This is a genomic window from Paenibacillus sp. FSL R5-0486 (assembly GCF_037975155.1).
Classification (GTDB): domain Bacteria; phylum Bacillota; class Bacilli; order Paenibacillales; family Paenibacillaceae; genus Paenibacillus; species Paenibacillus amylolyticus.
Window position 1 is genome coordinate 2,038,972 of the sequence record NZ_CP150237.1, and the last position, 15,150, is coordinate 2,054,121.

At 45.8% G+C, this 15,150-nt stretch carries 14 protein-coding genes; all 14 read left to right on the forward strand.

What is annotated here, in order from left to right; genetic code table 11:
- Positions 1-157: 157 nt before the first annotated feature.
- The 14 genes from MKY01_RS09290 to MKY01_RS09355 all read left to right on the forward strand — a co-directional run bounded on the left by MKY01_RS09290 (position 158) and on the right by MKY01_RS09355 (position 15,080).
- The gene (locus MKY01_RS09290; RefSeq protein ID WP_255319681.1) at positions 158-949 is read left to right on the forward strand and encodes a 3D domain-containing protein; all 792 of its coding nucleotides are present in this window, start codon (positions 158-160) and stop codon (positions 947-949) included.
- Positions 950-1,061: 112 nt separating this feature from the next.
- Positions 1,062-1,277, forward strand: a complete 216-nt coding sequence (locus MKY01_RS09295; protein ID WP_036610057.1) for a hypothetical protein — start codon at positions 1,062-1,064, stop codon at positions 1,275-1,277.
- 198 nt (positions 1,278-1,475) lie between these two features.
- Complete coding sequence (gene liaF, locus MKY01_RS09300) at positions 1,476-2,504, forward strand: cell wall-active antibiotics response protein LiaF (RefSeq protein ID WP_036610055.1); 1,029 nt, start codon at positions 1,476-1,478, stop codon at positions 2,502-2,504.
- A 3-nt stretch (positions 2,505-2,507) separates the two neighbouring features.
- Entirely contained in the window at positions 2,508-3,533 is a 1,026-nt protein-coding gene (locus tag MKY01_RS09305) for a sensor histidine kinase (RefSeq protein ID WP_036669825.1), read from the forward strand.
- A gap of 18 nt (positions 3,534-3,551) precedes the next feature.
- Positions 3,552-4,214 carry a response regulator transcription factor gene (locus MKY01_RS09310; protein WP_017689597.1) on the forward strand — a complete coding sequence of 221 codons (663 nt, stop codon included), beginning with the start codon at positions 3,552-3,554 and terminating at the stop codon, positions 4,212-4,214.
- 148 nt (positions 4,215-4,362) lie between these two features.
- Positions 4,363-6,027, forward strand: coding sequence for a trypsin-like peptidase domain-containing protein (locus MKY01_RS09315; protein WP_036610051.1), 1,665 nt, complete (start codon positions 4,363-4,365; stop codon positions 6,025-6,027).
- 175 nt (positions 6,028-6,202) lie between these two features.
- Positions 6,203-6,892: a response regulator transcription factor gene (locus tag MKY01_RS09320; protein WP_036610048.1), complete on the forward strand. Its 690-nt coding sequence runs from the start codon at positions 6,203-6,205 to the stop codon at positions 6,890-6,892.
- Between the two features lies 1 nt (position 6,893).
- Complete coding sequence (locus MKY01_RS09325) at positions 6,894-8,354, forward strand: HAMP domain-containing sensor histidine kinase (protein WP_127544400.1); 1,461 nt, start codon at positions 6,894-6,896, stop codon at positions 8,352-8,354.
- A gap of 67 nt (positions 8,355-8,421) precedes the next feature.
- Positions 8,422-9,375 (forward strand): 4-hydroxy-3-methylbut-2-enyl diphosphate reductase, encoded by a 954-nt coding sequence (locus MKY01_RS09330; RefSeq protein WP_127544397.1) that lies wholly within the window; start codon positions 8,422-8,424, stop codon positions 9,373-9,375.
- 286 nt (positions 9,376-9,661) lie between these two features.
- On the forward strand, positions 9,662-10,726 hold the full coding sequence (gene aroF / locus MKY01_RS09335) for a 3-deoxy-7-phosphoheptulonate synthase (protein ID WP_036610039.1): 1,065 nt from the start codon (positions 9,662-9,664) through the stop codon (positions 10,724-10,726).
- Between the two features lie 413 nt (positions 10,727-11,139).
- The gene (gene glnA, locus MKY01_RS09340; protein ID WP_036669830.1) at positions 11,140-12,564 is read left to right on the forward strand and encodes a type I glutamate--ammonia ligase; all 1,425 of its coding nucleotides are present in this window, start codon (positions 11,140-11,142) and stop codon (positions 12,562-12,564) included.
- Positions 12,565-12,961: 397 nt separating this feature from the next.
- Positions 12,962-14,050 carry a 3-phosphoserine/phosphohydroxythreonine transaminase gene (gene serC, locus MKY01_RS09345; RefSeq protein WP_076252731.1) on the forward strand — a complete coding sequence of 363 codons (1,089 nt, stop codon included), beginning with the start codon at positions 12,962-12,964 and terminating at the stop codon, positions 14,048-14,050.
- A gap of 140 nt (positions 14,051-14,190) precedes the next feature.
- Entirely contained in the window at positions 14,191-14,658 is a 468-nt protein-coding gene (trmL, locus tag MKY01_RS09350; RefSeq protein ID WP_017689589.1) for a tRNA (uridine(34)/cytosine(34)/5-carboxymethylaminomethyluridine(34)-2'-O)-methyltransferase TrmL, read from the forward strand.
- Between the two features lie 167 nt (positions 14,659-14,825).
- Positions 14,826-15,080, forward strand: a complete 255-nt coding sequence (locus MKY01_RS09355; protein WP_036610032.1) for an AbrB/MazE/SpoVT family DNA-binding domain-containing protein — start codon at positions 14,826-14,828, stop codon at positions 15,078-15,080.
- The last annotated feature ends 70 nt before the right edge of the window (positions 15,081-15,150 follow it).

Here is a 15,150-nt window from a genome sequence, read left to right on the forward strand (position 1 = left end):
GATAACCAGTGCATAAGTTGCGCTGATCACTCTGCATAACGCCTGAATGACATGGGATTGACCTATGTTATTCAGGCGTTTTTTCGTAGTGTTTGCAGTAAAAAGTATAGATTAATTGCTTTTTGGAAAACCTTTGCAGTGAGGGGGAGGTTATACAATGAAAAAGCAATTCTCAATTCAAAAGAAACATATACAGGGTTTATTGGTTGGCTGTGTGATGTTCGCCGGGATGATGATTAACCTGAATCAGGCGGATGCCTATACATTTGAAGAGGAAAGTACAGTACTGCATGTCGAGAGTCAGAGCAGCGGCAGTGAAGGTCCGAAAATTGAAACATCGAGCAAGTCTGATCAAGAATTTCCGGAACAGGTTAGCCATCAATACAGCGACGAGGCCCAGCTGACGACCATGGTGTATATGGCTTTATTGTGGTCACCGCAACCGATGGTCATTCCAAGGCCTGAGCTTCCTGAGAAACAAGTGGCAGATCCGTCTATGCCGGTGCTTGCTCCGCGTTCAGAACAAATCCTGGGTACACAAAAGGTTACAGCAACGGGATATACGGCAGGTGTGGAGTCTACAGGAAAAGGACCCAAACATCCTCAATACGGAATTACGTATTCTGGTGTAAAAGTACGTCGTGATAAAGAAACAGTTTCCACGATTGCAGCTGATCCGAAGTTGTTCCCAATGGGTTCCATTCTGTATATTCCAGGCTATGGTTACGGAATTGTTGCAGATACGGGTTCAGCGATCAAAGGTAATAAAATCGATCTGTATTTCCCGACAACCAAGCAAGTGTACAAAGAGTGGGGCAAAAAGGATGTGGAGGTACAGGTGATCAGGCAAGGCGCTGGAAAGTGTACAGAAAAGATGCTCAGCGAGTTGGCCGATGCAATCGATGTGTACAAATCTGTACCTGATTCGTGGTTGGACAAGGCCATTTAATTTCACATGTTGAACATGAATAACTGAAGTGCTCTCTTCACATAATACTGACTGGGGACGAACCCCGCGGTGTAGCAATGCATCGTAAATATGAAGAGAGAGGTGATTCGTTGTGGCTAAAAAATCACAAGGGTACCAAACGCCAAACGAGAAGTACAATGCAGAGTTTGGAGAAGAGAATGCAGCAGCAAAAGTGAAGCAATCCGCTCAAAACAAAGTACAAGATAATTTCCAAACACCTGATGAAAAATACAATGCCGAGTTCGGTGTAGAAAACACAGGCCAAACTGGCCAAGGTCAAGGCAAAGCATCAAAATACAAAAAATAATTGAAGATTCATTAATCAAATGAAGATTCAGCACCCTGGAGCTGCAGCTCCGGGGTGTTTTACATATGCGAAGTTTTTTACATTAATCTCCTCCCATCTCAGTCTCGAGACCGAGATGAATTCCACCTGCCGCCGCTGTTCTCATTGTCTTGTCTGAGTTACACTGATTACATAATACAGACAAAGGAGACATGAGCGATGAAACGATCGACGCGTGACCGCTGGTGGGTTGGCATACCTCTTATTGCTATTGGTGCGATGATCTTGTTCAGACAATTGGGATATGACATTGATGTAGGATATATTTTCAGAACATATTGGCCGTTATTTCTAATCTGGTGGGGGGTCAAAGGAATCTCCGAGATTCGTCGCAACGGGGGTTACGCCTTTATAGGACCGGTAATTGTACTGGCAATTGGTGGTTACTTTCTTGCCCGTAACCTGGGATGGATTGATTACTCCATGGGGGAGTTCATTCGTTATCTGATCCCGGTTATGCTGATTGGCGGAGGATTGTTCGTACTGATCGGGCCACGACGTCGTGATCGGAAACATCATGACAAGATGCAGCCACCTCCAGCACCTGAGCAACCTTATAAACCGTTGGCTCCGGAGGATCTGGAGATGCCGTCATCGTTTGACGAACAGTTCGAGAAAACATTTGGCAAACCAAAACAGGAACAGAAGAACGATGCACATGGCCCTCATTTCACAGGATCAACGGATTCATCATCACAAGGGCATCAATATAAGAAGAAACATCAATCGTATAACTCTAACGATACCGGATACGGAGAACATTATGATGATGGCTACGGAAATGGTTATGGGGATTATGGCAGTGGCAATACCATTAATAAATCGGCGTTCATCGGTGATCTGTACATGGGGCAGGAAGTGTTCTCGTTGAAACCAATGAACATCTCGGCTTTTATCGGAGATACTGTAATTGATTTGACGAAGGCACAGATTCCTTATGGGGAGACGAAGATTGTCATTTCTTCATTTATAGGGGATGTGAAAGTATTTGTTCCGGAAGATATGGATCTGGGTGTGACGGTGACGACAAATTCCTTCATTGGAGATATGTCACTGTTGAACCAGAAACGCGGCGGATTCCTGAGTAGTGCCCAGGCTGAAACTGCCCATTACCATGAAGCAAGCAAAAAAGTACGGATTATTGTAAGTGTGTTTATCGGAGACGTCAAAGTGAATAAGGTGGGTTAATGCATGATTCGAACAATTCTCAAGGCCAATAAATGGGAACTGATGATGTATTTTGCGCTAACTGGTCTGATTACGCTGGGCGGATTCTATCTATTGTATGGAGAGGTGTTGATGGGGGCTGGTCGTCAGCGGGCATGGACCTATGTTGCTGTTGTTGTGCTGGCCACCGTTATCACCGGATATATCGCTGCATTACGACTCCAACGCAAGATCGACCTGCTAGATCTCAACATGTTGAAAGTATCCAAGGGTAATCTGGCGGTGCGCATGCCTGAAGCGGATGACGCTTCGTTTGGTCGTGTCTATCAGGAGTTCAATGTCATGATGGATTCGATTGAGAAAAAGATGAGACTGCTTCAGCGCCTCGGTGAGCAGGAAGTCATTGAGAAGGAGCAAGCCTCGGAGCGGGCTGTGCTTGAAGAGCGCAAACGAATGGCAAGGGACCTCCATGACACGGTTAGCCAGCAGCTGTTTGCCATGCATATGTCGGCTTCGTCCTTACCGCGACTGCTGGAGATGAATCCGGAACATGGCGGTAAAGTACTGGACCAGTTGATCCAGATGTCACATATTGCACAGCGTCAGATGCGAGGATTGATTGCCCAACTTCGACCGGTGGAGCTGGAAGGGCGTGACCTCACCGCAGCACTGGATAGCTGGTTTCCTGATTATTGCAGGCAGAATGGTCTTAAAGGTGTGAAAGAGCTGGAACTGGATGGCGGAATCTCGGATGCCATTGAGCACCAGCTGTTTCTTGTTATTCAGGAGGCGGTTGCCAATGTTGTGAAGCATGCAGAAGCGGGAGTGGTTAGTCTGTCCATACGGGAGAGTGAACATCAGATCAGCATGAGCATCAGCGATGATGGTCAGGGATTTTTACAGCAAGCGGAGCGTCCGGGTTCATACGGGTTATCTACCATGCGTGAACGGGCGGAGAAGCTTGGGGGGCAAGTTCAGATTATATCGAAACCGGGAGCGGGAACGACGGTACGGGTATTGATCCCGAAATTCCCGAACGTTCCTGAGTGAACCAGAGGGGGAGACGCAATGAGTGGTAAAGTAAACGTGATGATTGTGGATGACCATGATATGGTGCGCATGGGCTTGAAAACATATCTGATGCTGGAACCTACTTTTCATGTGATGGGAGAAGCGGGCCATGGGCAGGATGCGCTTGATCAGTTACGTAAGTTAAATGATAGTGAAATGCCGGACCTGATCCTGATGGATCTGATGATGCCTGTAATGAATGGCGCTGAAGCAACAAAAGCCATCATGACTGAATTTCCAGGGATGAAAATTGTGATGCTCACCAGTTTCCTGGAGGATGATCTGGTTGTGCAAGCGATTGAAGCGGGTGCGGTAAGTTATGTACTGAAGACAGTCTCTGCTGAAGAACTGATCTATGCTCTGCAAGGGGCATATAGAGGCATGCCTGTTATGACAGGTGATGTTTCGCAGGCGTTAACCCGGGGAATCAGACAACGTACAGCGAGAGAGAGTGAATCGGGTCTGACTGAACGGGAGAAGGAAGTGCTGCTGCTTATTGCAGAGGGAAAGACCAACAAAGACATTGGAGAAGAATTACATATCAGTATCAAAACCGTCAAAACACATGTAAGTAACCTGCTGATGAAATGTGAGATGGACGATCGTACACAGTTGGCCATCTATGCTCATCGTCAGGGATGGGTGAAAACAAAAGGGTAAAATGCTGTCGTGACGGGGAAAAGAGTCTATTCTTATGTGCTTTTATCTCCTTTTTAATTGTTTTTAAGGTACGGTTAAGGTTTAAAGTACAAAATAAGGACAGTTAAAGAATATCTCTTGGGAATAAGAGATTGGGAGGTAGAGAGGCATGGACGAACGCAACTATAGATCGAACCGTCAAGACGAGGAAAACGAAACCAAACAAACGGAGAATCGCAATTCTTCCGGAACGGACGAATCCTCCTATTATTATTCTTATGGACCTTTTCAGTCCGTGAATCAGGAAGATACAGCAAATCACATGGGAAGCACTAATCAGCGTGAAGAAGGAAATGTAGAGATTACAAAACCTGATCCGGTGAGACCCGTACCTACTTACTATAATAGTGAACCATCCGAACAAGCGAAAAGATCATCAGCAGGCGGCGGAAACGGCTCAGGTAACGGTGGAGATCAAGGGAATGGCGGCAAAGGCAACTGGAACTATAATAACCGCAAGCCACGTTCTTCCGTAAGATCACTTCTATTTTCCTTTATTGCCGGGATGCTGGTCATCACCGTTCTCATGTACACAGCTGATAGAACAAACATGTTCACACCGGAGACGGCACTTACGAACACAGACAATCAAAGTTCAGGACAGGAAGCGTCTACAAACACAGGCGGAGGCAACAATGTCACAGCGTCGTTACTGCCAACAGGCAAAGAAGATGTGTCTTCCGTAGTAACAAGTACAAGTCCGGCTGTCGTCAAAATCGAAACACTCGCGAAGCAGTCCTCACGTACAGGATTGGGTCAGGGTGGATCAAATACAAGTGATCCGCTGTACCAATACTTCTTTGGTAATGGGGGCGGAACGGAAGGCAATCAAGGCCAAAGCCAGCAACCACAAAGCGGTAATCAGCTTGTGCCTATGGGCATTGGTTCCGGGTTCATTTTTGACAAAGAAGGATATATCCTGACGAACCAACACGTTGTTCAGGGTGCAGATGTAATCCAGGTAACCCTGGAGAACAACAGCAAGCCTTATGAGGCTAAATTGCTGGGAAGCAGCTTTGATCTGGATTTGGCTGTATTGAAAATTGAGAAAAACAGTGGTGACGATGCGTTCCCTGTAGCTCCACTGGGTGATTCCAACAGTACTCAAGTCGGTGAATGGCTTGTAGCTATTGGTAATCCTGAAGGATTCGAACACACGGTTACAGCAGGTGTACTGAGTGCCAAAGAACGTACGATCAGCATTCCAGATGAAGAAACAGGAAAAACACGTGAGTACAGCCATTTGTTGCAAACAGATGCTTCGATTAATCCGGGTAACTCCGGTGGTCCGTTGCTTAACCTGAATGGGGAAGTTATCGGAATGAACGTTGCAGTAAGCGCAGATGCACAGGGAATTGGTTTTGCAATCCCGTCGAGCGTCATCTCTGAAGCCGTTAAATATCTTAAAGAGAACAAAGAAGTTCCCAAAGAGCCAGTACCCTTTATCGGTGCGTCTCTGATGGCTCTCACGCCTGAAGTTGCTAAACAAATGGGAACAGACGTTACCGAAGGTTCAGTTGTAGCCAGCACGATCTTCCAATCACCGGCTTACCAAGCAGATCTTCGTGCATATGACATCATCACAGGTGCCAATGGTACGCCGTACGCGACAAGTCAAGATCTGATTGATTTTATCAAGAAACAGGAAATCGGTAGTGAAGTTACACTGAACGTGGTGCGTGATGGTAAAAAGATGGATTTGAAAATCAAAATCGGCAACAAAAATGATTTTGATACTTCACAAACAACAGATACACAACAGCAGCAACCATAAATATCGGGCAAGGATTAACACAACGGAAGGGTTTGAAGGCCCTTCCGTTTTTTTGCCCTGATGAAGCAGGGTTACAATGGACCAGGACGGATTGGAGACGCCTACTTGAAGATGCAGATTGTGCTTCTGCCTGTTACAATGGGATAAAACGTTAGGATAAAGGAGAAAGACCACCATGCGCTCAACTATTTTGATTGTGGATGATGACGAAAAAATTGTATCCATGCTCCGCCGGGGGCTGGCTTTTGAAGGATATGAGGTACAGACGGCTTCCAATGGAGCCGAAGGCCTCAGCAAACTGATGGACAAGGAGCCGGACATCGTTGTGCTGGATGTGATGATGCCGCAGATTGACGGATTTGAGGTATGTCGCAGATTGAGAGAAGCAGGCAGCAAAGTGCCTGTGCTGATGCTTACGGCCAAGGATGAAGTACAGAGCCGGGTGACCGGACTGGACACAGGAGCCGATGACTACCTTGTAAAACCTTTTGCGCTGGAAGAATTATTGGCACGTGTCCGTGCATTGCTACGCCGCAAGTCAGATAGTGCGGGTACGCCGGACAACCGCTTAATGTATGAAGATATCATTTTGGACAATGACTCACGTGAAGTATTGCGAGATGGGCAGCGTCTGGAGCTGACTGCCAAAGAATTCGAACTGTTGAATCTGTTCATGCAAAATCCAAGACGGGTACTGTCCCGTGATCTGATTATGGATAAAATCTGGGGTTATGATTACAGCGGTGAGTCTAACGTGCTTGAAGTATACATTGCCATGCTCAGACAGAAGACTGAAGAATACGGTGGCAAACGTCTAATCCAGACCATCCGGGGAGCCGGTTATATTCTGAGAGGTGACTCCTGACATGTCCATTCGGTTAAGACTAACCGCATGGTATTCTGGTATTCTGGCCGCCGTGCTTATTTTTTGGGGCGTTGTCATCTATGCCTTTGTTTATTTTAATTCCTATCAGGAAGTCGAACAGCAATTAAAGGTGAAAAGTGCCCGGATTACGGATCAAATTGGTGTAAATCCTCTTTCGCAGTCGTTGGATCTGGACCCATTTACAGAGAGCCAGCTTCAGGAGGCACAAATTTACATTCAACTCTGGGATTATCAGAGTCGCTCAGGCATAATTTCCGGCAATATGAAAAAACTGGAGATTCAGTTTCCGGTATTAAAAGCCAATGAAATTCTTGAAAAGCGAGGCATATCCAAGATATATGTGGATGGTACACCGTTTCTGGTGAATCAGCTTCCCCTTTCTCTTCAGGGAACCAATGAAGTACGTGGGATTCTTCAGGTTGGTGCGAATGTAAGTTCACAGGAGCGCTTGCTGGAAGCGTTGCTTAATATTTTGGTTTTTGGCTGGCTGGTAGCGATGGCATTGGCTATTACCTCAGGTCTCGTCTTGGCTCGCAAGTCGATGCGTCCACTCGTGACTGTCATTGATGCCGCCAATCAGATTCAATCTGGAGATGACTTAAGTGTACGTATTCAATATGCTGGGCCGAAGGATGAGATCGGACGTCTGATTGAAACGGTGAATAATATGCTTGAACGTACAGAATTGTCATTCCGTGGTTTGGAGGAGACGAATGCTGCCCAGCGCCGCTTTGTATCCGATGCATCACATGAACTGCGTACGCCGCTGACCACCATTCGCGGGAACGTGGACTTCTTGAAGAAGCTGTGGGATCAGGAAGGAAGCGACCGACCGAATCTGGATGAGGAGACTGTCAAACAAATGTCGCTGGAAGCCATTGAAGATATGGCGGACGAGGGAAAACGTATGAGCAGGCTGATCAGCGACATGTTATCGCTGGCGAGAGCGGATACGGGTCAGAAAATTGAACTGAATCCGATCCCGCTGCAGATACTCGTACAGGAAGTAGCACGCAGAGCACAATTTCTGGATCGTCAGGCAGACTGGCTTCCAGGAGATTTTTCCACCCTGAACGGCATTTATGTGAACGGTAGCAAGGACTATCTGCAACAGATGTTGTTTATTTTCATCGAAAATGCGTTTAAATACACACCTGAAGGCTCTGTGACGCTGGATGCCGTATTATACAAGGGCCAGGTGGGACTACGCATTAGCGACACCGGTATTGGGATGGATCGGGACGAAGTGCCGTTCATCTTTGATCGTTTCTATCGGGCAGATGAATCCCGCGGGGCTACACCGGGCATAGGTCTGGGACTTTCGATTGCGAAGTGGATTATTGAGGAACACCATGGATCGGTTGAGGTTGTGACCAGACGTGGAGAAGGAACCACCTTTATTATCTGGTTGCCGGTTGTCTTTGCTCCGCCTATCGAATAAAGGTATAATAGACAGGACTGCAATTACATCGGCAACGTTGCCGAGAAAGAAAGCGGGTGGCAACCAAGTGGAAGTACTACGAATTTCGCCGCGGGGATATTGTTACGGCGTTGTGGATGCGATGGTGCTCGCGCGTCAAGCGGCACGCAATCTGGATTTACCACGACCTATTTATATATTGGGTATGATTGTGCATAACCAACATGTGACGGATTCCTTTGAAGATGAAGGTATTATTACATTGGATGGTCCGAACCGGATGGATATTTTGAGCCAAGTGGAGAGTGGCACAATTATTTTCACAGCTCATGGTGTATCTCCTGAAGTGCGCAAGTTGGCACGGGACAAAGGATTGACAACAGTGGATGCAACATGCCCTGATGTCACCAAGACACATGATCTCATTCGGGAGAAGACGGCAGAGGGTTATCAGATCATCTATATCGGCAAAAAGAATCACCCTGAACCAGAAGGTGCCGTTGGTGTTGCACCAGAACTCGTTCATCTGATCGAGAAGGAAGAAGAGATCGAAGAGCTGAACGTATCTCCAGGCAAAATCCTTATTACAAATCAGACAACGATGAGCCAGTGGGATATCAAACACATTATGAGCCGTCTGCTGGAGAAGTTTCCGGGCGCAGAGATTCATAATGAGATTTGCCTTGCAACTCAGGTTCGTCAGGAAGCTGTTGCGGAACAGGCAGGTCAATCGGACCTGGTTATCGTGGTGGGTGATCCTCGTAGCAATAACTCTAACCGTCTGGCACAAGTGTCGGAGGAGATTGCGGGTGTTACGGCCTACCGTGTATCTGATGTTTCCGAGATTCAGCAAGAATGGCTGAAAGGTGTAAATAAGGTGGCGGTTACTTCGGGTGCATCAACACCAACACCGATCACGAAAGAAGTCATCCTTTACCTGGAACAGTATGAACATGACAAGCCGGAGACGTGGGAGATCAAACGTACCGTGAACATGAGCAAACTGTTGCCTCCAGTTAGAGAAAAAACACGTACACCTTAGGAAATGTAAAAGCAAGTCTAAGTGTATGTGAATTAAAAACGAGATGTGAATGAGAAGAATCCTGTTATGCAGATCCGAATGTCGGAGCCTGTGGAGCAGGATTCTTTTTTTGTATATGGATAAGGAATGTGTACCTTGACGCAATCAGATAACTATGGTATATTCACTTTAACGGATAAAAGCTTAAAAGCGAACAAGCGTTTAAGCGCGACAGAGTTTTTATATTTAATCAGACGCACGTTAAGGAAATTATTGTGCTCTCATACAAGGAAGGATGGGAATTAATATGATCGTTATTGCAGGCAAAGCTACACCGGAGGAACAGATTCAGGATATCGTTGCAGTTATTGAAAAAGAAGGGCTTCAGGTGCATATCTCTCGCGGAGAGGATCGTACTATCATTGGTTTGATTGGTAAAGTTGAACCTAAAATGCAAGAGCATCTTCGCCAAATGAAAGGTGTCGAGAATGTCGTTAAAATCTCGAAGTCTTACAAATTGGCAAGTCGCGACTTCCATCCGGAAGATACGGTGATCTCCATCAAAGGTGTAGATATCGGCGGAAAAGAACTTGTTGTCATGGGCGGACCATGTGCGGTTGAATCCGCTGCACAGATTGATGAGATTGCAGGGCTTGTGAAAGCTGCTGGTGGGCAAGTGTTACGTGGTGGTGCATTTAAGCCTCGTACGGGTCCTTACAGCTTCCAGGGAACGGGTGTAGAAGGATTGATCATGATGGCGGAAGCAGGCAAGAAACATGATCTGCTGACCATTACAGAAGTCATGACACCTGAGTATGTGGATATTTGCGCCGAGTACGCAGATATTCTGCAAGTAGGTACACGTAACATGCAGAACTTTGACCTGCTCCGCAAATTGGGCGAGTGTGGCAAACCCGTATTGTTGAAACGTGGTTTCAGTGCGACATACGATGAATTGTTGAATGCGGCTGAATACATTCTTGCGGGTGGTAACCCAAATGTTATGCTGTGTGAACGTGGTATTCGTACGTTTGAATCCTACACACGGAATACGTTGGATCTGTCAGCGATCCCTGTTCTGCAGTCTCTGAGCCATTTGCCGGTTATTTCCGATCCGAGCCATGGTACTGGACGACGTGAACTGGTGGAACCGATGACAAAAGCTTCTGTTGCTGCAGGTGCCAATGGCCTGATCATTGAAATGCATACCGATCCGGATAACTCCATGACAGGAGATGGTGTGCAATCCTTGTTCCCTGACCAATTCGCCAACCTGTTGCAGGATCTGGAGAAACTGGCACCAATCGTGGGTAAATCATTCAGCACAGCCAAACAACCGGCAGAATTTTTCCCGGCACGTGTAGGCGTGTAATAAGAATTTCATAGTCAAGGTCTGGATCATCATCCGGGCATCTCCTCTGATCTCGTTCATTGCAACGGAATCAGATAGATGCTCGGTTTTTTGCATATTTTGCAGTTTTGAACGTATTTATTAATCAATAGTGATAAGAAACATTTATGATGTGAAGTTTTTCCCATGATTTAGGTTAAAATAGAGGGCGCTTTACCGCATTAAACCAGTTAAATGTATATAAATCTAGTTGTTATATGAATTTATGTTATTTATAAAGTGTGAGTATATCTAACATCCCTTCAAAAAATACCTTACATAAGTATTGACGATGTCATGTTTTAAAATTTATAATGACGACAGAAAAAAATTCGAATTTAGACATTTTCTTAGTGGGGTTGTTTAATGTTCGGAATATTTGGGAGGACGAATACATGTCGGTTGAAAACGTATTGAAATCAATTCAAGAGAACAACATCGAGTGGGTAGATTTTCGTTTTGTAGATTTAGCTGGTCGTGCACATCACATCTCGTTGCCAGCTTCGGCTGTTGATGCAGACACGTTCGTAAATGGAGTAGCTTTTGACGGTTCTTCTATCCAAGGTTTCCGCGGAATTGAAGAGTCCGATATGGTTATGATGCCAGACCCTGAAGCGACTTATGTCGATCCGTTCACTGCACACCCTACATTGAATGTTATGTGTGATATCTTCACTCCGGATGGCGAGCGTTATGAGCGTGACCCACGCAGCATCGCTGTTAAAGCAGAAGCTTTCCTGCAAGAAAGCGGCGTAGGTACAACAGCATTCTTCGCACCTGAATCCGAGTTCTTCATCTTCGACGATGTTCGTTATGAGAGCGGCACGAACAGCTCTTCCTACTTCGTAGATTCAGAAGAAGCTTCATGGAACACTAACCGTCAGGAAGAAGGCGGAAACTTGGGCTTCAAAGTTCGTACTAAAGGCGGATATGTTCCAGTAGCACCAGTGGATACACAACAAGATATTCGTAGCGAAATGTGTCGCCTTTTGGAAGAAGCTGGCCTGTCAATCGAGCGTCATCACCATGAAGTGGCGACAGCGGGTCAAGCCGAAATCAACTTCCGTTTTGATACACTGAAGAAAACAGCAGATAACCTGCTTGCATACAAATACATCGTGCACAACACTGCACGTCAATATGGCAAAGTAGCAACATTCATGCCAAAACCATTGTTCGGTGATAATGGTAGCGGAATGCACGTTCACCAATCCATCTTTGATGGCGATTCCCCATTGTTCTATGACAAAGCGGGATATGCTAACCTGAGTGAAATGGCTCTGCACTACATCGGAGGTATCCTGTACCATGCTCCGGCACTGATCGCTTTGACTAACCCTAGTACGAACTCGTTCAAACGTCTCGTACCTGGTTACGAAGCACCAGTAAACCTGGTTTACTCCAAAGGTAACCGTTCCGCAGCAGTTCGGATTCCGGTTGCAGCTGTGACACCGAAGGGTTGTCGTATCGAGTTCCGTACACCAGACTCCACAGCTAACCCTTACCTGGCATTCTCCGCAATGCTGATGGCGGGTCTGGACGGAATCAAACGTAAGATCAATCCAACTGAGCTTGGATATGGTCCGCTCGACAAAAACATCTATGACCTGTCTGATGCAGACAAAGAAAACATCCGCAGTGTGCCAGCTTCCCTGGAAGAAGCACTTGATGCTCTGGCAGCTGATAACGAGTTCTTGACTGAAGGCGGCGTATTCACGAAAGACTTCCTTGATAACTACATCAACCTCAAACGTGATGAAGCGAAAGCAGTAGCGATCCGCATTCATCCGCACGAGTACAGCCTCTACTTCGACTGCTAATCGGTCGGGGTCGGAACAGTTCTTCTTCCAACTTAAAGCCTCCGGGACACGCTCTCGGAGGCTTTTCCTTGAATTAAACAATGTAGTGCTTTAACTTTGCAGGGTGATAAAGGAATTTGATGACCTATATTCAACACTTCAGTGCATATTACCCTTGAAGCAGATAGAGAATACTGATATCATAGCGATAATATTTACTTTGAGTGCATTTTGCACAAATCCATAGAGCGACTTTCAATAAGTAAGATATAGATCAAAATGATTCAATTTGTCTATACGTTGGTTGGATCAGGATGCTTCTTCCTGTCCACCTCTTATACCCGTGAGCGAATCTAATCGAATTGTGCAAAATGCTGTTTGTATGTCAGAGTTACGGATGGAAAGGGCGGGGGATTTTGTGACAAAAAGAGCGTATAACTTTAATGCAGGACCTGCGGCGTTACCACTTGAGGTACTGGAGCGTGCACAGGCGGAATTTGTAGATTTTCGTAATACAGGCATGTCGATTATGGAGATGTCTCACCGTGGAGCGGTGTATGAGTCTGTACATAATGAAGCTCAGGAGCGCTTGTTGTCGCTTCTAGGCAGTCCAAAAGGATACAAGGTTCTCTTTCTGCAGGGCGGTGCAAGCACTCAGTTCGCGATGTTGCCAATGAACCTGCTCGGTGCAGGGCAGACTGCAAGTTACGTGATGACTGGTAGCTGGGCGAAGAAGGCTCTGTCTGAGGCGAAGTTGATCGGCGAGACACATGTTGCTGCATCTTCAGAAGCAGAGAAATTTATGAAATTGCCGGATGTTTCGAATCTGAGTTTGCCAGAACGTACGGCTTATGTGCATCTGACTTCGAACGAAACGATCGAAGGTACGCAATTCAAGTCGTTCCCGGATACCGGTTCAGTACCTCTGATTGCGGACATGTCGAGTGATATTTTCTGTAAACCATTTGATCTTAATCAGTTCGGCATGATCTACGCGGGTGCACAGAAGAACCTGGGTCCATCCGGAATTACGGTTGTAATTGCTCGTGAGGAACTGGTGAGCGAATCGCCTAAAACGATTCCAACCATGCTTCGTTACAGCACACATGTAGATAACAACTCCCTGTACAATACGCCGCCATCCTTCTCGGTATATATGGTGAATGAAGTATTGAAATGGATTGAAGAACAGGGCGGACTGGCTGGTATTGAGCAAAAAAATACGAAAAAAGCGGAATTGCTCTATAACACAATTGATGCTTCCGGTGATTTCTACCGTGGTTGTGTGGAACAAGAAGATCGTTCCCTCATGAATGTAACCTTCCGTCTTGCTTCTGAAGAACTGGAGAAAAAGTTCATCAAGGCTTCGGAGGAAGAAGGATTTGTAGGTCTGAAAGGACATCGCAGTGTGGGGGGTCTCCGTGCCTCCATTTATAATGCTGCTCCTTATGAGAGTGTTAAGGCACTGACAGACTTCATGAGCCACTTCCAGAAGACAAATGGATAATTAAGTATAGGTACGGTGTAATGGACCTTTGTGTCTAATCCTGTGCCTTACCAGAGCCTTCCACATTGACGTGTGGAGGGCTTTTCTTTAAGATTAGAGGGTTGTCGTCAACATGAAAATGAAAAGGAGATTGAACACATATGGCTTTACACATCGTTCTGGTTGAACCAGAAATTCCGGCGAACACAGGCAATATTTCGCGTACTTGTGCGGCAACCGGTACCCATCTGCATCTCGTACGTCCACTTGGATTTCGAACAGATGATGCTACATTGAAACGTGCAGGGCTGGATTACTGGCATGCTGTCCATATTGAATACCACGACTCATTTGCTGAGGTTCAGGAAAAATATCCGGAAGGTCGTTTCTTCTATGCAACTACGAAGGCCAAGAACCGATATAGTGATTTTAATTTTCAGGATGGAGATTTCCTCGTTTTTGGTAAAGAGACTAAAGGCCTGCCGCCTGAATTAATTGCCGCGAATCCCGATACATGCATGAAAATGCCAATGACTGGTGACGTTAGATCATTAAATCTGTCCAATTCGGCAGCAATTATTGTATATGAAGCGTTACGCCAGCTCAATTTCCCGGGGTTAGAAGGATAAAATTTGGTTATAAATGACGGCTAGAATTCGGAAAAAAAACATTTTTCAAAAAAAAGGACAAAAAATGTTTATTTCCAGCAGGATTCGACAAAATCTTGGCGAATCTATAAACATAGTACAAATGTACCTAGAAATTTAGAGTAAGATAGGAGAGGTGTGCCGTAGCTATGAAGCCAGCTGGAGTAGTTCGCAAAGTTGACCAATTAGGTAGGATCGTATTGCCTAAATCTTTGCGTAAAAGGTATCAAATGAATGAGGGAGATCCTGTAGAAATCTTAGTACAAGGGGACCATATTATCTTGGAGAGATATCGTCCAAAATGTATTTTCTGCGGATCCATCGAGGAAGTCAACGAGTTCAAAGAGCGTTACATATGCGCACAATGTTTAGATGAAATGACTCAGCTTCCACAACACGGATAAGAAATAACGTCATGGGGTCCATTGACCCCGTGGCGTTTTTTTTTTATTCTCAATTGAATGGCATAATTGC